The sequence below is a fragment of the Chryseobacterium sp. P1-3 genome (assembly GCF_000738495.1).
Classification (GTDB): Bacteria; Bacteroidota; Bacteroidia; order Flavobacteriales; family Weeksellaceae; genus Chryseobacterium; species Chryseobacterium gallinarum.
Map to the genome: position 1 here is coordinate 57,194 of NZ_JPEQ01000013.1, position 18,953 is coordinate 76,146.

Below are 18,953 nucleotides of genomic sequence, written 5' to 3' on the forward strand. Positions count from 1 at the left end.
TTATCATATAATAACACATTATTAATCAAGTGGAAAAACATCAGAGTATTTTAGAACTGCACCCGGGTCTGGTGTGGGGATTTGCGGTAACAGTTGTTATCATGCTGCTCCTGGATTTAGGAGTATTCAATAAAAAAAAGCCATGAAGTGTCTTCCAAAGAAGCCACGATCTGGTCTGTTGTATGGATATCGCTTTCTATGGTATTTTCGGGCGTTGTGTATTGGGTTTTCAATACAGACGGAACACCGGAGAGCCATGCGCTGGCTATAGAAAAATTCACCCAATATCAGGCTGCCTACTGGATTGAAAAAGCCCTTTCTGTGGATAACTTATTCGTTTTTATCCTTGTTTTCGGGTTCTTTAAGGTACCTAAATACCTGCATCATAAAGTTCTTTTCTGGGGAATCATCGGAGCCTTGATTTTCAGGGCGATATTTATCTTCGCAGGAGTAGGGTTGATTAACCTGACGTACCTTCCTGAAATGAATATCTTCGGTACTGCAGTAAAGATCAATGTGGTAATGACCCTGTTTGGGCTATTCCTTGTATATGCGGGAATTAAATCCTGGGGAGATGGTGATGACGGCGATGATGAGGATTACAGCAATACGGCCGGAGCAAAATTGATTAAGAGCTTCTGGAAAGTTTCTGATAACTATGATGGAGATAAATTCTTCACCGTTCAGAACGGAATCAAAATGGCTACTCCGCTTTTAGTAGTGGTAGGGGTTATAGAATTTACGGATGTCCTTTTTGCTGTAGATTCCATTCCTGCGATCTTTGCCATCTCAAATGATCCGTTTATCCTTTATACATCCAATATTTTTGCCATTTTAGGGCTTAGATCATTGTATTTCCTGTTGGCGAACTTTATTTATATGTTCAGCAAACTACCGTATGGATTAGCTATCATCCTTTCATTTATTGGGGTAAAAATGTTAATCGCTCCATGGATTCATATCCCATCACCGATTTCATTGGGAATCGTAGGGGGAGTATTGGTAATCTCTGTTCTTCTGTCCGTTATCTTCCCTGATAAAGAGAAGAAAAAAGAACTGGAAGAAAAATAATCACCTTTAATGTAAGATATAAGAGCCTCAGGAATACGTTCATGAGGCTTTTTACATTATTGAGGATACCTTTGAGATCTAAATATTTCTGCTTTAAATTAAAATAGACAGATCAGTCTGTATATTATTTTTTTTCATATATTTGTTTACATAAAAAAGCAGTATGAAATCTCCAAGAGAAAGAATTGTAGAAACTACCTTTGGATTATTTGCCAGACAAGGTTATAATTCTACGGGAATCAACCAGATTATTTCAGAAGCCGGAGTTGCGAGGGCAAGTTTTTACCAGTATTTTAAATCAAAGGAAGACCTTTGTGTGGAGTTTCTGAAGGTGAGACACGAATATTGGTTCAGCGAACTCAATATCTTTTTGGCAGAAGAAAAAGACCTAAAATCCAAGATCATCAAGGCTTTTGATTTTCTGATATACATGAACGGAAAGGAGCACTTCAGGGGATGCAGTTTTCTGAACATTCTATCGGAAATCCCGATGGATAATACCAAAATACTGAAAATCATCCAGACCCATAAAGCAGATCTAAGAAACTATTTTTCAAGCCTGTTGAAAGATCAGGCTCTATCAGATCATATTTATTTGCTCTTTGAAAGCAGTATAATTGAAAGCCAGCTTTTTAAGTCAAATGAACTGATTGAAAGATCAAAAAATATAGCCACTCATTTAATACAATAAATTATGGAACAAAAGCATCCGCTTCCGCCTTTCACTCTTGAAACGGCGAAAGAAAAAAATTCAAATGGCAGAAGATGCCTGGAACAGCCAGGATCCTGAAAAGGTTTCCAAAGCATATACCATCGATAGTGAATGGAGAAACAGAGATATATTTGTAAATGGAAGAGTCGAGATTGTAGCATTTTTAAAGGAAAAATGGCAGAAAGAACTCAATTACAAACTTAAAAAAGAATATTGGGCACACACAGATAACCGTATCGCTGTCCGTTTTGAGTATGAATACCAGACGAAAGAAGGAAACTGGTTCAGAGCTTACGGAAATGAAAACTGGGAATTCGATGAAAACGGGTTAATGGCCAAAAGATATGCAAGCATCAATGATCTGCCGATAAAAGAAGAAGACCGGAAATTCAGATAATAAAAACTGTTACTACAGCAGTTTTCTTATTCATTTAGCCGCCTTTCCCATGCAATAGCTTATTGATTTTTCTCCTCGTCTGCACCGATACCCTATACGCCTCTTCACGTAGTTTTTGTATTTTTCCTACAGGCTGAAAAAAAATCTTACTTTCAAACGGGTTAAACGAAAGCAATTCATTTGTACAGCTGCGGGAATCCAAAAGTGAACCTTTATGTATTCTGACCTCACCAATGGTAATGAAAGGAGAGTTTTTCCATTCTACATTCAGTTTATTGATAGGCTGATCCTTCAGATTATAGCAGATTTGTATCATTACATCTGCTGTGAAATCATGGGCTTGCAGATAATGCGTTAATGAATCTTTGACATTTTCCTTTATCCCGGTATGTCTGTCTACAGACTTAGGGTGTAATTTTATCTTAATAATATGGTCTCCTAAGCGGTAAGCACCTATGGAATAATAATCAAACGAAAGGATAAAATCATTTCTTTTTCCTATTAGTTTTATGACGTTACGGATCATATCACCTGTCAGTAAAGACGGAATCATTTTAGTTGCCTGAACAAACAGCGTAAACAGATTACTCCATTTTTTTAATATAAAACTTATTGACAGCAGTAAAGAGTTTCAGAAAAGTAGAAACCGAATTAACAGGGAATAAAGGGAAATTCACTAAAGGATAATTGGCCAGTAAACCACCATTTTCATCCCTGATCTGTACAGCAAATCCATAAGCAGGTATGTCTTTTTTCGAATTTTGAATTGTAAGCTGGGCATTGGAAAACCGTATGGTCAGATCAAATTTTTCTTTATCTAAAAAAGGTTTCAGGAATTCCGGAATATCAGGTTGAATGCAAAATGTTCCCTTTGCTACCGCATAAGTTTTAGCATGGGCATTTCTGGTAGCATAATTGACGTCACTGATGGAAGAGGATTGTTCAACAAAATCCGCTATTGTTTTCTTATTGATGTCCAGAAGTTTTTTCTCCTCTTCATTCAGCTCATCAAACCTCTTATTATATTGTAATGGATTTGGCATTAGTTTTTAAATCCAATTATAACGCCAAGTTGTGGGATTTGTGTTAACACAGTATTACAATTATTTGAATTTTGATGAAAATAAAAATTAAAAAAGGAGAAAACACTTGATAGTATATGGTTTTTGCGTAATTTATTGATTATTAATATTTTTTCGTTAACCACAATTATTCCTAATTTTTATCCCGTTTCAACCTTACTCTCAACCTGAATCCAAAAAGCAGTATCTTTGTCAAAAAATTACAATATGGGAGTAGCAGATATGTTATTTAAACGTAAAAAAGAACTGGCAGAAAAAAACCTGAAAGAAGGTAAAGAATATATGGAAGAGTATGGTAAAAGAGAAAGTGTTGTTCAATTGCCAAGTGGTTTGCAATACGAAATCATTACCGAAGGAGACGGGGCAAAACCCGGACCTAAGTCTACTGTAAAATGCCATTATCACGGGACTACCATTGCAGGAAAGGTTTTTGATAGCTCTGTAAAAAGGGGAACCCCGGCATCTTTTCCTTTGAACAGGGTGATTGCTGGTTGGACAGAAGCACTTCAGCTAATGCCGGTAGGAAGTAAATGGAGATTGATTATCCCTCCACATCTGGCTTACGGGGACCAGCAGATCAGTAAAGAAATAGGACCCAACAGTACTCTTGTTTTTGAAGTGGAATTGCTGGATATAAAATAAACCAAACTTAAAAATAACTTAAAAATTTATCTGATTTCAGGTAAATTTTTTTATTTGTTTTATATTCGTATTGATAAATTGTAAACGGAAGGAATGACAGCCGGATGCAATTAATCACCTGCACAAAAAAACGACTGAATGAAAAAAACTTTTTTTATTTTCTTATTGTTTTCGGTTTGCTGACTTCTTGCGTTTCCAAGAAGAATCAGCTTATTCAGCAGAATATACTTACCCTGAAAGACAGCTATTGTAAGGCTCCGTTTAAATACAATTACAGCAACAGAATACCATCTTACAACTCAGACTCTATTTTAGAAGCCAATAAAGAGCTGAAAGGAATGTTTTCCGATCAAAGTATTTTAATTTTAAATGCATTGGATAATCTGGATGAAGTTCATCAGATTATCGAACTTAAAAAAAGATTCATCTCTGGCTTCACAGGTGAAAGTATTACAACTGAAAACCAAGATAAATAGTAAAATTACCATTGCACTCACCGAACTGGATGCTGTGGCAGCAGAATTTGACTGTGAAGGAGAAAGAGTTGCCCAGATCGGAAATTATGTGGATAACCTCAATTCATCCAGAAACAACAAACTGATTTTATATTCTATCGTTGCCGGTGCTGCTGCTTCCATAGCAGGCGGAATTGTGCATGATGAAGGCTGGAGTAATGCCATTGATATTGGTGGAGGGATATTGGGAGCAGGATTTGGATTGGCAACCCTTAATCCAAAAGGAAAAAAAGTAGAGTTTATTCATCAGCGAAACCTGCTTCGGGATATCTGGAAAGAAAAACTGGAATCTCCTAATTTTCCACCCTTCATCTGGTATATGTATACAGAGAAAAAATTTTCCAACAGGGAAGAACGTTCCATTATCGGGAATATGAAAATGAGGTGGCTTCATTATCAGTTTGATGATAATAAAGAGGCTGCAGATCAATCTGTCATTTTCAGTGACGGAGGGTATTACAGGGCTGATGATCTTCACAACCGCGCTGCCATGCTTAATCAGATGCAGTCTGCAACAAGAACCATTAATCAGAACATCAATTATCTGCTGCTTGATTTGGATAAATTGATTCTTTAAAAAAAATAATTGTAATAAAATTTGTTACAATTAAAAAAAATGTGTACCTTTGCTCTATAATTATAATGAACAATACAAGATTTGCTACGGCAGTACATATCATGACATTATTGGCGAAAAGTCCTCAGGAGTGGTTAACTTCTGATTGGATTGCAGGCAGTATTAATGTAAACCCGGTAATTGTCCGGAAGGAAATCAGCGTATTGAGAGAAGCAGGCCTTATTATCAGCAGGCAAGGTAAAGAAGGAGGAAGTCAACTGGCCAGGTCTGCAGATTTGATCAGTATTTCTGAGATTTACAAAGCCGTAAAAAACACGGAGGTCTTAGGAAAGAAAAACCAAAACCCGAACCCGGCTTGTAGTGTTGGAAAAGAAATCAATGCCCATTTAAATACATTATTTGAAGAAACAGATCAGCTGGTAGTCAATTTTTTAGGAAATAAATCATTACAGGAATTCGCAGATCAGTTCGGGTAAAATTTTTTAACCATAAATGTAATAAAAATTATTACAATTTAATTTTAAAATAAAACAATATGAAAAAAGTAGCAGTAATCGGTGCAACAGGATTTGTAGGAACACAAATAGTAAAAGAACTTGTAGACAGGGGTTATGCTGTTGAAGCTTTAGTAAGAGATGCTTCGAAGGTAAAAACACAGGAAAATGTAACGGCAAAAAGCATTGATGTAAACAATGTCAATGAATTAGCTGAAGCATTGAAAGGAAATGATGCGGTTATCAGTGCTTTTAATGCAGGCTGGACAAATCCTAATCTTTACCATGATTTCTTAAACGGATCTGAGAATATTGAAAAAGCCGTAGAGCAATCTGGGGTGAAGAGACTGATTGTAGTGGGTGGGGCAGGAAGCCTTTATACACCGGATAATGTACAGATTGTAGATACACCTGATTTTCCGGATGCTTACAAACCGGGAGCAACGGCAGCAAGAGATTACCTGAATAAAATTAAAGAAAACAATACGCTGGACTGGACATTTTTTTAGCCCTGCAGTAGAAATGAATCAGGCCAATGTAGGAACACGGACAGGAAAATACAGGACATCATTGGAAACTCCGGTATTTGATGAAAACGGAAGAAGCCGCCTCTCAGTAGAAGATGTAGCTGTGGTTTTGGTAGATGAACTGGAACAAAATAACCATATCCGCGAACGTTTTACAGCAGCATATTAATTAAAACCACAAAAATGTTAAAAAAGAAATTATTATCATTGGCTGTCCTGTTAGGGGTTATAAACATTGTTTGGGCAGGAAATCTGAAAATAAAAGTGTATAACCCTGGCCCCAAGGCCATTTTTCCTATAACTTCCACCATTATCTATGGAGAAAAAGATGCCCTTCTTATTGATGCCCAGTTTCAGAAACAATATGCAGAACAACTGGTCAAAGAAATAAAAGCAACAGGGAAAAACCTGAAAACTATTTTTATTTCACATAGTGATCCTGATTTTTATTTCGGGCTGGATGTGATCAGAAAAGCCTTTCCGGATGTAAAAATCATTTCTACAGCACAAACCGCTTACCTTATATCAGCTTCAAAAGACGAAAAGATGGCTGTATGGAAACCACAGTTGAAAGCCGATGCACCTTCAGAGATTATCATTCCGGAAGCGGTTACCTCTATTCCTGAACTGGAAGGAAATACCATCGAAATCAAACAAAATCCGGAAGATCCGGCACACAGCTTTCTCTGGATTCCTTCTTTGAAAACAGTTGCAGGTGGTATCTCGGTTTCAGTAGACTCCCACCTGTGGATGGCCGATACTCAGAACGTGAAGGCAATTGAACAATGGATCGGGCAAATTGATGCTATGAAGGCACTAAATCCTGAACAGGTTGTCCCTTCTCATTTTGCCAAACTGTCCCTGTCTCCCCGGTCCCTCGATTTTGTGAAGAATTATCTTGAAAACTATAAAAAAGCAGTTACAGAAAATCAAACGACTCCTGCAGCGGTAGATTTTATGGTAAAAAAATATCCAGACCTGCCAGGAAAAAACGAGCTGGAAATGGGAGTGAAAGTTTTTCACGGTGAAATGGATTGGGATCTGAAATCACCATATCCTGCCATCGGACGAAAAGTAGAAGTGGATTTTGGAACGGTAAAGTTTCTTCTTGATTTTAAAGATAATAAAACAATGACTTTCCGGGGGCTTTCGGGAAATTCAAAAGGAAGTACTGAAACAGTAGAGTATACGGCAGTAGAAGTGGCAAAAAATGTTTTTATGGTGTACTGGCACGAGCCTGAATCAGGATTCAATGTTACCCATGTACAGGATTATAATAAGCATATTTTGTATACAAATATTGCAGGAAAAGATGGGAGGTTTACTCATCTGAAAGGAACTCTTAAGATTATGCAGTAAGAGATTGTGCCGATATCATCAGTTATGCAGATTCTTATCTGGATATAATAAAAAAACGACTGTCAAAGCAGTCGTTTTTTTTAGTTTATATTCTTTAAGTCCATGGCGGCAATCTGATTTAACTTAGCTTATTGAAGTCATATGAAAAGGATTTAAAAATTTTATGCTGAAATAACCCCCCGCAGTTTCAAAGATCGTGCAATTTTTGTGAAATCTGTGTAATTTGCTGAATCTGCGAGATCATTTATGTATGTTTTTTATCACAGGAAAGTGCAATAAATATCAACAGAGTTTCGTTCAAATCTGTGTACTCATCTCTGGAGTTTAAAAAAAGCCACCTCATTGTGAGGCAGCTTTTTTTTATAGATTCATAAACAGTTTCGGATTTACCGGAGTATTGTTTTTGTGTACTTCATAATGGAGATGAGGTCCGGTAGAACGGCCGGAATTTCCTGATTTAGCAATAACCTGGCCCACTTTTACTTTATCATTTACCTTAGAAACAAGCTGTGATAAATGCCCATAAAGAGTCGCTAATCCATTTCCGTGGGAAACGATAACACAATTTCCGTATCCTCCTTTTTGGCCGGAAAAAATTACCGTTCCGGCGGCGGCAGCCTCACATCCGAGCCGTAAGCAACTGCGATATCCAGTCCTTTATGAAACTGCATCTGATCAGCTTCTGCAGGAGGATTGTTTCTTTCAACAGGAATATTTTTAGAAACTGTATTGCCGGCTACAGATTTTGTTGCCACAGCTGGTTCAGGTGCAGAAGGAGCCGCTTTGGGAGTTACCATTACTTTTACTTCCCTTTTATTCCCGTAACTGTCAGTAAGCTCTACGATTTTTTCAACGGGTTCAGCTTTTACTTCCGGTTTTGGAGCCGCTGCAGGGATAGATCTGGTTTCTGTTGCCGCATGTGTTTTTACCGAAGCATAAACGGTTTTAAATGGTATAGGGTTTTTTCTCACTCCGAAATTGGAAGAAATATAACCATCAGTAGGCATTCCCAAAGGAACCTGCATCAGTTTTTGCTGCAGATCCATCAGGTATTGGCTGTACCGGTTGGCTTGTTTGGAAAGATAAATAGAATTTGAAATACTATCCTGGTTCAGCATCATCAGTTTTTCATTGGTAATATCCTTGGACTTAAGGAAAGAATTCAGCTGGCCTACAGTCTGATCTACCAATTTTAAGATCAGTTTTCATTTTTAAATAATCAACACTGTCTTTTTCAGTGTTTATTTTTACAAGGTTTACTTCATATGTTTTGTCATCCCTTTCAGAAAATAACTTGGCAATAAAGACACCCTGAGCAAAAACTACTAGTAAAAGTCCTCCAAGGAGAATGTTTACGTTCTTTTTACTGTTTAGAAATTTTTTCATATTTCCTCTCTTAGTATGTTTAAAACGGTTTTGGATTGCAAATTTAATTAAAAATAATTTTTAAGACTTATCTTTAATTAAAATTCAGTTTTTTCTGTATTTAACGTTTAATTAAATGTTTAATTGTGTGGAAGTGTTAATTTTTTCAGAAAATGGCTTTTATCATGCTTCCGGGGGCCCTGTTAAATCTATGTTTTAATATATTTGCAGTTCACATTCGAATTATGGCTAAAAAGAAAATTATTTCAGAATCTTCAAATCCAAAAAAGAATAAAAGCGATGTTTCTGTAGGGGTGGTAGGAAGTGGAAGCTTTGCAACTGCTATCGTTAAAATGCTTGTTGAAAACTGTAAAGTGGTACACTGGTGTGTAAGAAGTGAATTTGTAAAAGGAGCTATTGAGCTTCGCGGACATAATCCGACCTATCTTACGGCAGCCCATTTTAATCTTAAAAGTTTAAAACTGACAACGGATATTAACGAACTGGTCTCGGCCTGTGATGTCATTGTTTTGGCGACTCCATCTATTTATCTTTCCGATACCCTGGATAAAATGACTTGTGATTATTCAGAGAAGATATTTGTTTCAGCAATCAAAGGGATTATTCCTAAAGTGAATGATGTAGTGGCGCACTATTTACGAGATGAATTTAAAATTGGCTTCAGAAACCAGGCCGTCATTGCAGGGCCTTGTCATGCTGAAGAAGTGGCGATGGAAAGACTTTCATACCTTACTATTGCAGCCGCAGAAGAAGCAACTGCTGAAAAACTGGAAAGAATTTTCAGTTCAGATTTTATCAAGGTACAAACGAGTAAGGATATCTTAGGAAATGAATACAGTGCCATTCTTAAAAATATTTTCGCGATCGGTGCCGGAATAGCAAGCGGACTGGGATATGGTGACAACTTTACAGCCGTATTTGTTTCCAATGCAATCCGTGAAATGGAAATTTTCCTCGAAGCCATTTATGAAGCACCCAGGGATGTGAATGAAAGTGCTTACCTGGGAGATCTTCTGGTAACTGCGTATTCCCTTTTCTCAAGAAACAGAAATCTGGGGAACCTGATCGGAAAAGGATATACCGTGAAATCTGCAATCCAGTCGATGAATATGGTGGCAGAAGGATATTATGCTGCAGATTCCATCTATAAAACGGCAAAGCAGAAAAATCTTAAACTACCGATTATTGATACCGTATATGCCATCCTGTATGAAGGTAAAAATGCAGAGAAGCAATTTAAAAAGCTGACGGCAAAATTGAATTAAAACAAAGGCTGATCTGTTATGATCAGCCTTTCTTATTTCCACTATAAGCTCATTTTTGTGATGACCAGAGTAAATGAAGATCTTACATTAAGGTTGCTGGCTGTAAATCCGTTTCCGGTATCAAATTCAAACTTTTGCCGGAGGGTAGTAGGGGCTGTAAGTGTTAAAAAATAACTCCCCTGAAAAAAAGTAAAAGAGCTCGATAGCTGGCATATTCTGTTAGTTTCCGTAATAGTAGCACTGGTGGCTGCATTAATCAGGTAGGATCTTGTGCACGTAAAATTTTGGGACAAATATTGAGTATTGGCCGTTCCGTTATTGTTATTGGCATTACTTGAATCTACAGAATACCGGATGATATAAGTGCCTGCCGGTAAGGTTATCGTAGAAGCATCTGTTCCCAGAGATGCGCCAGTTATTTTGTTAGCCGCTACGGTGAAGTTGGTTAATGTATTATTGGTACTTCCGGTAGGAATAAGAACTCCAGGGTTGATGATCAGGGACATGGTCTGTGGCTCTGATCCTGAAAGAATGGCTCGTTGCCACTGATTTCTGATCCATACATAGTATCCCTTTGGGAAAGTAGACGCTCCGCCTTTATTATAAATCATAAGGCCGTCTGTTGGATTGGCTACCGGTGTTGAGGTGCTGTTGAGTACTGTGAGATCATACTGCGGAAAAAGAACTCCTTTGTTGGAAGAGTTAATGTCAAGAACACTACTTGGATTAGGGGTGCTTGTATTGATGCCTACCTGAGCGTTTAAAGAAGAACTCAAGAGTGCGGTTAACAGACAAACAATATAAATATAGGTTTTCATTGTAAACAGATTATTGGTTAAGGGCTGATCTTTGGATATCAACTTTTGCATTGGTGATAATGATTTCACCGTTATTAGGGGTAGTTCCTCCGGAACCGGACTGATAAGTTCCTCCCGCATCATGGGCGATCGCTGGAACTAAAGTTATAGGAGTTGCTGAAGTTGCCACAAAAGAAAAGCTAAGATTGAGGGTATGCGTTTTATTACTGGCTATAGATTGTGCATTAATGCTGATCGTTTTACCGTACTGAGTTCCGGTGACAGGATCTACCAGCTTTACCATATACTGGTGCAGGTGAACAGGAGTCCCTCCGATGCCTGCTGTAGTGCTTTCCAGGGCTGTTCTTATATTCAGGCATAGGTTAACGAGATAACCACTGTTTCCGGGAAGTGTAATTACTCCGGAAGCTGCATTATAAGAGGCTCCGATATCATTGGAAACTACAGTAAATGCCGCATCTGTAAAGTTCTTGAAAGTCCCGTTAGCGAAATTTCCCAGGATCGTGTAATCAGATGTCCGCTGAAGAATCATGTAACTTACAAGGTTATAAGTATCTGCAAGCTGAGTCCATCTGTTATTCTTCCATAGATATAGCCCCGGGCTGATGGAATTTCCTTTATTGTACACTACAAGTCCTTCAGCAGGGTTATTGACAGGTGATGTATTGCTTAATATATCTACAATATCCACCCTTGGAAGAAGAATTCCTTTATTGGTAGACTGGGATACATCCAGAACAGCAGAACTGTTAACTGTAGTTTTCCCGATTGCAACTTGTGCGCATAAGGTCTGTACTATAGTGAATAGTAGCAGGATATAACTTTTTTTCATTTTGAATGTTTCTTAAAGTTGGGATATTTTTATATAAGATCCGGTAGGAATAACGTTAACAAGATCGTAAAATGTACTGTTCTGCATTCTGCCTAAGTATAATCTAAGTCCTCCGATAATATTGCCATTGGCATTGGAAGGTACACTGTAATAATAAGACCAGGTAGCCAGGTGATTGGTATTGATCTTAGATACGATAGGCACTTCTTTCCGGGTATTGGATCCTGCGGTAAACGTATTGGTAGAATTATTATAGGTATCGTTGGTAAAATCAATAAAATACCCCATCAGATAATAACTGCTTCCCGAAAGAGGAGCCGTTCCCCCTTGACCTGCGGGATTTTCCTGAGGAGAATTGAGATTAAGATTAACTTCTACCAGATAATTTCCTTGGGGAAGAACCAGGGAATATCCTCCCGAAGAAGTATTTTGTACTACCTTAAAACCATTAATATTGGATACGCCGGAGATTGCGGGAGGGTTTACCACTAATAAAGCCCTGGCTCCTGCTACCGCGTTATCCAGTGCTGATAAATTCCCTGTGAAATCGAGATAAGCTACTTTAGGTGTATTTTCCGCGTCAATAGTACTTTGCCATTGATTCGTTGTACTGTTGAACACATGCAGTGCTTTATTATTGCTGTTGGCTCCTCCATTGAAGGCAATAAGTCCGTTGGCCGGTGAAGCTACCGGTGAAGTTGTACTGTTCAGGCTGGCAATATTCAGATTAGGGAATAAAAGACCCTTATTCCCTCCTGCCAAGGTAACTGTGGGGGCAGTAGTATAGCCACTTCCTCCGTTGTTAATGGTAATTCCTGTTACGCTCCCATTGGAAATAGTGGCTGTTGCGCGGGCTTTAGAGCCTCCGTTTATAATGGAGCCTCCACCATAAAAATTAACAGTAGGGGCAGAAGTATATCCGCTACCTCCATTGCTGATGGTAATACCGGTTACGGCACCTCCTGATATGGTAGCTGTGGCGGTAGCTGGTATTCCATTGAAATTTTCGATGTGCAGAATAGCACTCGGATCCGGGGTGGACGTGTTGATCCCTACATTTCCGCTTTGGGCCAAAGCCACTGTCGCGAAAAGTGTACTTAGAAAGTTAACAATTTTCATCTTTAGTATGTTTACGAAATAATTTTAATTTAATTACACAGGAATATGGTAATAAATCAATTGAAAGGTACGTATAAAAAATGATTATTTTATGATTTTAATCTAGATTTTTGTCTATAGTATTAATGATTTATCAATTCATTGTGATTTTTTTAAACTTAATTGATAATATTTATCAAAAATGAGTGATTAAATATTTAATGAAAATCATTATGGCTAAAGTATTTTAAATCGCGAACTTAAATGAACATAAAATTTTATGGGAAATTATTTTCCTGCCAGTGAATTATAACGGTCAAAATAAAGATAAAAGTTTAAATCCATAGGAATGGTCATTAATCATTTCAATGATGTTTTATTGATACTTTCCATGACTTTCTGTTGTATAATCAAGAAGTGCTTTTCTCTCAAAAAATAACGTGTTAAAATCTTGAAACAGGTTTTTCTTTTTAAAACTTTTCCCGAAATTTGAACTAAAATTTACAATTATGTCACAATCGCTTACAAGCAGAACTCCAAAACCTAAATATGACGTTGTACTGATAGGAGGCGGAATCATGAGCGCCACATTAGCGACTCTGCTTCATGAATTTGATCCGAACCTTGAAATTGCTATCTTTGAAAGACTTGGAAGATTTGCCAAAGAAAGTACAGCCGCCTGGAATAATGCAGGAACAGGACATTCCGCTTTTTGTGAGCTTAATTATACTCCCGAAAAACCTGACGGAACAATAGATATTACAAAAGCGGAAAGCATTGCAGAACAATTTGAAATTTCAAAACAATTCTGGGCTTATTTGCTGACTAAAGGATATATTCAGGAACCCAAAGATTTTATCAATTCTTGCCCGCACATGAGCCTTGTATTTGGTGAAAAAGACGCAGAATACCTTAAAAAAACGTTATGATAAAATGAGTAAATCCGTTCTTTTTGAAGGAATGGAATTTTCCACAGATCATGAGAAACTGAGAGAATGGATTCCTCTGGTAATGAGCAAAAGAAATAAATCTGAGGTAATGGCTGCCACCAAAATGGATATGGGAACCGATGTTAATTTCGGGACATTGACCAGGAAAATGGGGAGACACTTGCTGGAAGATTCCAATGTAGAAGTATTTTTATACCACGAAGTGAAAGACATCGATCCGAGAGAAGACGGAAAATGGGAGATGAAAGTAAAAGACAGAATCCATAACCATAAACAGGAAGTCGTTGCAGACTTTGTCTTTATCGGAGCTGGAGGATATGCACTCCCGTTACTGGATAGTTCAGATATTAAGGAAAGTGAAGGATATGGTGGTTTCCCGGTTTCAGGACAATGGCTGGTAACCCACAACCAGGAATTGGTGGAAAAACACCAGGCTAAAGTTTATACGCAGGCTACAGTAGATGCTCCTCCTATGTCTGTTCCACACCTTGACCTTAGGATTATCGATGGTAAAAAGGCTCTTCTTTTCGGTCCTTTTGCAGGTTTTTCAACAAAATTCCTGAAAGAAGGAAGCTACCTTGACCTGCCGGAAAGTGTGAATACCAAAAACTTAAGATCCCTGTTTGGAGCATGGTGGCATAATATTCCATTAACAAAATATCTTATCCAGCAGGTAGCGATGACCAAATCTCAAAGGATACAACACCTGAGAGAGTTCATCAAAGATGCGAAGGAAGAAGATTGGGAATTGAAGGTAGCCGGACAAAGAGTACAGATCATCAAAAAAGATGAGAAAGAAGGAGGTAAGCTGGAATTCGGAACGGAAGTGGTTGTTAACCAGAAAGGAACAATAGCGTCACTATTGGGGGCTTCGCCGGGAGCTTCAACGGCAGTACATGCGATGCTGAACGTTATTGAGAAATGTTTTCCTGAAAAGCTTCATGGAGAATGGAAAAGCAAGCTTCTCGAAATGGTCCCGTCTTACGGTAAAAAATTAGCTGAACATCCGAAACTTACCAAAGAGTTGAGAGACTATACAAAAGAAAAATTAGAATTAGAATACTAACAGTAATAAGCAATGAGTAATAAGCACGATAGCATTACTCATTGCCTGTCACTTATTATCTATAGAAAAGCGTGGAAGAAGTAGTTGTAAAACCGGTGATAGCTAAAGAGCTTCTGGAGTCTCTTCAGACAAAAACAGAAGAGGAGAAACAGGTTATTGTACATTGCTGTTTCCCGGCATCTCCATTTTTAGGCAATCTCATCAGGATCTGGCATTCAACTTATCTTTTTGATAATCAGTCTGATCACAGGAGTAAATTGATTCATGCTGAAAATATTTCAATTTCCCCATATTGGACGCCTGTTCCTTTTATGAAGGATTTTTGGTTTACCCTTATATTCTCCGGACTTCCCAAAGATTGTAAGAGTTTTGATTTAAAAGAAGTTATTCCGGAAGAAGGGGGCTTTTTCGTAGCATCCATTAAAAGAAATTCTTCTGATGTTTATCGTGTAAAAATATCAGAATCTTATTAACACTGGTATGATAACAAGAGAAGAAAAGCTTCAACAAATTATACAATGGTGTGAAAATAATCCGGATATCCGGGCTGCTTTACTTACCAGTTCATTAGTGAATCCTCATGCTCCTGTAGATGATTTCAGTGACCTGGATATAGAACTTGTTTTTCAGAACAGAAGTGTCTATGAAGCTGATCATACATGGCTTGATCTTTTCGGGGAACCCATTTCTATGATTGAAGAAGATGATACGGTTTTTGACGGAAAACATGCCATGAAGATGGTTTTATACAAAGACCATGTCAAGGTGGATTTTAAGCTGTATCAGGTAGCGGATTTTCTGAAAGATATTGATCTGGAGGTACTGCCTGATGATTGGGATCTTGGATATAGGGTTTTGATAGATAAGGATAACCTGACTGAAAATATAAAAGCTCCCACTTATCAGTCTATCATGATCCAAAAGCCAGATGAACAAAAATTCAGACAACTGATAAATGATTTCTGGTGGGATACTACCTATGTAGCGAAATGCCTGAAACGTGGCGATATTTTCTATGCCAAATTTATGTCTGAAAATATTCTCAGAACAGATTATCTGGTTCCTTTGATAGAATGGTATATTGCAAATCTTCATAGCTGGCACAATATAACGACGAATAAACATGGCAGACTTTTTAAAAAATATCTTCCGGCAAACATATGGAAAGACATTGAGTCTACCTTTTCTGGAAGTGATATTGAAGAGAACTGGATCGCCTTATTCGCCTTTGCAGATCTGGTTCATAATCTGGCAACTGATCTGGCTCTAAAGCTTGGATTTGTTTATCCTGAGCAATTAGAAAATGATATCAGGAATTATCTTTCTGAAGTAAGGGCTTTACCATGATTTTATACAGAAAATTCATTTTTTCTGATCAGATTTTCTATACAATATTCAGCAATGGCAGTAATCGTCACGAACGGATTTACACCAATAGTTCCGGGAATTAATGATCCATCCAGGATGTACAGATTCTCGTGACCTTTTAATTTACCATATTCATCAGTAGATTCTCCTAATACACAGCCACCAAGCGGATGATAGCATATATCTGGCCCGAAGCCGTTGTGAAAGAGAAAGTGGCTCCTGGTTCCACCATTGGCCTGGTTCATCTTTCTTACAAAGTACCGGGCATTTTCTCTCATTTTTACTGTATTGCTTTTATCCCAGTTCAATTTAAGGGATTGATTGGTTGGGTCATAGTAAACTTCACCTTTTTTATCAACTCTATTGATCAATAAATATAGTGCCGTGGCAACATCCATTCCCATGGGTAAAGGAGCAATTTCTGTGAAAAAAGGATGTTCAGCATCATCCCAGTTATCAATGCCGCCAACGGGGATTGTAGATTGCTTGGCACCGGTTCCTCCCGATAATGGTTTTACCCAGTTTCTCCCGGTCATAAAGTTTCCGTTATTACCCCAGTTTTTTCCGATATGTTTATGAAGGGGAAGATCATGTATTGCATTGGAATGCAATAAAAGTTGCAGAGTTCCCATAGTACCGGCCGAAAGAACAAGCTTTTTACAGTTGAATATCTTGTGAGCAATGGTAGCCCCTGCTGTATCGGTCTGCTGAACCTGTAAAGTGTAACTTTTGTCGGTATTCATCCGGATGGTATCCACCCGATGAAGGTCAAGGATTTCAAGGTTGCCGGTTTCAAGTGCTTTTTTGAGATAGGTTTTATCCAGGCTGTTTTTACCGTAATTATTTCCGTAGATTACTTCTGTGTTAAGGGCAGATCTTGGAACTTCATTCCGGAATTCTTTTTCCATATACCTGAAATCATATACATTGGGAACCCTGATGGTTTTAAAACCTGCTTTATGTGCCTCTTTTTCACCTACTCTTGTAAATTTATAATAGGGACAATCCTTCAGAAATTGTTCACTGATAATATTTACTTTGAGTTCCTTATGCACTAATGGGAAATAATAATTGTAGAACTTTTCTGCATCAAGATCGGGGAAAACTTCCTTGAAGTAGTTTTCTTTTGGCGTTACTGCCATTCCTCCATTAACGAGTGAGCCCCCGCCAACTCCTCTTCCTACCCATATATTTATGTTTTCAAAATCCAGCCGGTCAAGCGTTCCGGTGAAAGGAGTTAAAGGAAAAATATTCATAAAAGGAGCAATGCTTTTCTTTTTCAGCCAGGCGGAGCTTTTCCCTGGTTTCAGAAGGTTTGAAAACGGAATTCCTGCTTTTTCCCAATTCAGGCCCATTTCAAGTAATATTACTTTTTTTCCGGCTTCACAGAGACGCAGGGCAGATACTGCACCTCCATATCCGCTACCGATAATCACAATCGGAACATCAAAATTCTCTTTTATCTGAAAATTTTTCCTTTCTGCAGCCCGGAATAATTCAGAATGAAGGAAATAAAAACCTGATATAGCTAATGCGCTTGTCCTGATGAATTCTTTTCTGTCCATGTGCTGTATTTTCCAAAAAGTATGCTAGATCAGCAAGTTCTTATTTATTTAAAACAGATTATATTTTTTATTACAATTTTAACTTTTTTGTTATGGAAATTCATAGCTTTACTCATAATTTTAAACCTATGAAAAAATATATAATACTCTTTTTGCTCCTTCCACTATGGGCTTTTTCTCAAAAGGCACTTTCAAAGGAAGAGAAAGAGGTCCGGAAATTTCAGAAAGAACTTAATGCTGAATATTTTAATCCAAAAGAGACTCCGTTAAGAGGAGACAACTTTAAAAACTTTAAAGGTCATCCTTTTTTTCCATTTGATCCTAAATACAGGATAAATGCAAAATTTATCAAATCAAAAGATACCCAACCTTTTGATCTTCCTACCTCTTCCGGAAAGACAAAATCTTATCAGGAATATGGTAAAGCAACATTTACATTGGATGGTAAACTTTATACCCTGACATTATATCAAAGCCTGGATCTAATCAAACAGAAGAAATATAAAAATTATCTTTTCCTTCCGTTCCGTGATGCGACCAATGAAAAAGAAACCTATGGCGGAGGAAAGTATATGGATCTGAGAATTCCGGAAGGGAATACCATTGTGCTGGATTTTAACCAGTCTTATCAGCCATATTGTGCATATAATGCTTATGACTACAATTGTCCTGTTGTTCCTGAGGAAAACAAACTTCCTGTGGAAATACGTGCCGGTGTAATGTATCAGGACATTTATCATCATTAATTATGGTAAGTCTGAAATTTTTTAATCCTGGTGATTTTTCCGGAATCAATTATGTTCTGGACGAAGATCAGCTGCGTTTTACAGCATCAGTAGAACAGGCGTTGGAAAATATAAAGGCTCGGAACGGGAAGGATGCCTTTCCCATCATCATATTGGAGGATGAAAATCCTGCAGGCTTTTTTGTACTTGATTTTGGAAAAGATAAATTGGATATGACAGACAATGAGCATGCAGTCCTGATACGGTCTTTATCCGTAAATCCTGCTATGCAGGGCAGGGGTATCGGAAAAGAAGCTATGATGAAGGTTGATGATTTTGTAAGAAAACATTTCGGAAACTGCAATGAAATTGTACTGGCTGTTAATCAGAAAAACCAATCTGCCTATCATCTTTATACCCGGACAGGATATTCCTATGATGGAAAAACCAGGGCCGGAAGAAGTGGCCTTCAGTATCTGATGTACAAAAAACTTTAATAAAAAT

General features: G+C 37.8%; 18 protein-coding genes and 5 pseudogenes. 15 read left to right on the forward strand and 8 right to left on the reverse strand.

Annotated features, from left to right (window positions below; translation table 11 throughout):
- The first annotated feature begins 101 nt into the window (after positions 1-101).
- The 3 genes and pseudogenes from HX13_RS17175 to HX13_RS17185 all read left to right on the forward strand — a co-directional run bounded on the left by HX13_RS17175 (position 102) and on the right by HX13_RS17185 (position 2,180).
- A pseudogene (locus HX13_RS17175) lies at positions 102-1,071 on the forward strand (TerC/Alx family metal homeostasis membrane protein).
- Between the two features lie 163 nt (positions 1,072-1,234).
- Complete coding sequence (locus tag HX13_RS17180) at positions 1,235-1,762, forward strand: TetR/AcrR family transcriptional regulator (RefSeq protein WP_050022096.1); 528 nt, start codon at positions 1,235-1,237, stop codon at positions 1,760-1,762.
- Positions 1,763-1,765: 3 nt separating this feature from the next.
- Positions 1,766-2,180 (forward strand): annotated as a pseudogene (locus tag HX13_RS17185) (DUF1348 family protein).
- 34 nt (positions 2,181-2,214) lie between these two features.
- Here the strand turns inward: HX13_RS17185 and HX13_RS24695 are convergent.
- A complete protein-coding gene (locus HX13_RS24695) occupies positions 2,215-2,733 on the reverse strand; it encodes a hypothetical protein (protein ID WP_050022097.1) in 519 nt (172 codons plus the stop codon).
- A 31-nt stretch (positions 2,734-2,764) separates the two neighbouring features.
- Positions 2,765-3,223, reverse strand: coding sequence for a hypothetical protein (locus HX13_RS24700; RefSeq protein WP_050022098.1), 459 nt, complete (start codon positions 3,221-3,223; stop codon positions 2,765-2,767).
- A 228-nt stretch (positions 3,224-3,451) separates the two neighbouring features.
- Between HX13_RS24700 and HX13_RS17200 the strand changes: the two genes are divergently transcribed.
- From HX13_RS17200 to HX13_RS17220, 6 genes and pseudogenes are all read left to right on the forward strand, one after another.
- Positions 3,452-3,904: an FKBP-type peptidyl-prolyl cis-trans isomerase gene (locus HX13_RS17200; RefSeq protein WP_228377599.1), complete on the forward strand. Its 453-nt coding sequence runs from the start codon at positions 3,452-3,454 to the stop codon at positions 3,902-3,904.
- Positions 3,905-4,008: 104 nt separating this feature from the next.
- Positions 4,009-4,380 carry a hypothetical protein gene (locus tag HX13_RS24705; RefSeq protein WP_238555453.1) on the forward strand — a complete coding sequence of 124 codons (372 nt, stop codon included), beginning with the start codon at positions 4,009-4,011 and terminating at the stop codon, positions 4,378-4,380.
- Complete coding sequence (locus HX13_RS17205; protein WP_238555454.1) at positions 4,346-4,996, forward strand: hypothetical protein; 651 nt, start codon at positions 4,346-4,348, stop codon at positions 4,994-4,996. The genes HX13_RS24705 and HX13_RS17205 overlap by 35 nt, the downstream gene beginning before the upstream one ends.
- Before the next feature lie 65 nt (positions 4,997-5,061).
- Entirely contained in the window at positions 5,062-5,472 is a 411-nt protein-coding gene (locus HX13_RS17210) for an Rrf2 family transcriptional regulator (protein ID WP_050022100.1), read from the forward strand.
- Positions 5,473-5,531: 59 nt separating this feature from the next.
- Positions 5,532-6,186: pseudogene (locus tag HX13_RS17215) on the forward strand (NAD(P)-dependent oxidoreductase).
- A gap of 14 nt (positions 6,187-6,200) precedes the next feature.
- Positions 6,201-7,376 (forward strand): MBL fold metallo-hydrolase, encoded by a 1,176-nt coding sequence (locus HX13_RS17220; protein WP_050022101.1) that lies wholly within the window; start codon positions 6,201-6,203, stop codon positions 7,374-7,376.
- Between the two features lie 360 nt (positions 7,377-7,736).
- Here the strand turns inward: HX13_RS17220 and HX13_RS17225 are convergent.
- A pseudogene (locus tag HX13_RS17225) lies at positions 7,737-8,542 on the reverse strand (M23 family metallopeptidase).
- The gene (locus tag HX13_RS26465; protein WP_410493156.1) at positions 8,526-8,762 is read right to left on the reverse strand and encodes a hypothetical protein; all 237 of its coding nucleotides are present in this window, start codon (positions 8,760-8,762) and stop codon (positions 8,526-8,528) included. The pseudogene HX13_RS17225 and the gene HX13_RS26465 overlap by 17 nt, the downstream one beginning before the upstream one ends.
- A 224-nt stretch (positions 8,763-8,986) precedes the next feature.
- Between HX13_RS26465 and HX13_RS17230 the strand changes: the two genes are divergently transcribed.
- Positions 8,987-10,027, forward strand: a complete 1,041-nt coding sequence (locus HX13_RS17230; protein ID WP_050022102.1) for an NAD(P)H-dependent glycerol-3-phosphate dehydrogenase — start codon at positions 8,987-8,989, stop codon at positions 10,025-10,027.
- Positions 10,028-10,068: 41 nt separating this feature from the next.
- Here the strand turns inward: HX13_RS17230 and HX13_RS17235 are convergent, their stop codons facing one another.
- Genes HX13_RS17235 through HX13_RS17245 form a run of 3 tightly spaced genes read right to left on the reverse strand, consistent with a single transcriptional unit; the run spans position 10,069 to position 12,796 of the window.
- Positions 10,069-10,845, reverse strand: coding sequence for a hypothetical protein (locus HX13_RS17235; RefSeq protein WP_050022103.1), 777 nt, complete (start codon positions 10,843-10,845; stop codon positions 10,069-10,071).
- Between the two features lie 10 nt (positions 10,846-10,855).
- Entirely contained in the window at positions 10,856-11,677 is an 822-nt protein-coding gene (locus HX13_RS17240; protein ID WP_050022104.1) for a hypothetical protein, read from the reverse strand.
- 12 nt (positions 11,678-11,689) lie between these two features.
- On the reverse strand, positions 11,690-12,796 hold the full coding sequence (locus HX13_RS17245; protein ID WP_128572476.1) for a hypothetical protein: 1,107 nt from the start codon (positions 12,794-12,796) through the stop codon (positions 11,690-11,692).
- A 488-nt stretch (positions 12,797-13,284) separates the two neighbouring features.
- Here HX13_RS17245 and mqo point away from each other — a divergent pair.
- The 3 genes and pseudogenes from mqo (at position 13,285) to HX13_RS17260 (ending at position 16,138) form a co-directional block, all read left to right on the forward strand.
- Positions 13,285-14,791: pseudogene (gene mqo, locus HX13_RS17250) on the forward strand (malate dehydrogenase (quinone)).
- A 71-nt stretch (positions 14,792-14,862) separates the two neighbouring features.
- Complete coding sequence (locus HX13_RS17255) at positions 14,863-15,264, forward strand: hypothetical protein (protein WP_050022106.1); 402 nt, start codon at positions 14,863-14,865, stop codon at positions 15,262-15,264.
- Positions 15,265-15,271: 7 nt separating this feature from the next.
- Entirely contained in the window at positions 15,272-16,138 is an 867-nt protein-coding gene (locus tag HX13_RS17260) for an AadS family aminoglycoside 6-adenylyltransferase (RefSeq protein WP_050022107.1), read from the forward strand.
- A gap of 2 nt (positions 16,139-16,140) precedes the next feature.
- Here the strand turns inward: HX13_RS17260 and HX13_RS17265 are convergent, their stop codons facing one another.
- Positions 16,141-17,724, reverse strand: a complete 1,584-nt coding sequence (locus HX13_RS17265) for a GMC family oxidoreductase N-terminal domain-containing protein (RefSeq protein ID WP_050022108.1) — start codon at positions 17,722-17,724, stop codon at positions 16,141-16,143.
- Between the two features lie 128 nt (positions 17,725-17,852).
- Here HX13_RS17265 and HX13_RS17270 point away from each other — a divergent pair, with 128 nt between their 5' ends.
- The gene (locus tag HX13_RS17270; protein WP_050022132.1) at positions 17,853-18,470 is read left to right on the forward strand and encodes a DUF1684 domain-containing protein; all 618 of its coding nucleotides are present in this window, start codon (positions 17,853-17,855) and stop codon (positions 18,468-18,470) included.
- 2 nt (positions 18,471-18,472) lie between these two features.
- Entirely contained in the window at positions 18,473-18,946 is a 474-nt protein-coding gene (locus HX13_RS17275) for a GNAT family N-acetyltransferase (protein ID WP_050022109.1), read from the forward strand.
- Positions 18,947-18,953 lie beyond the last annotated feature (7 nt).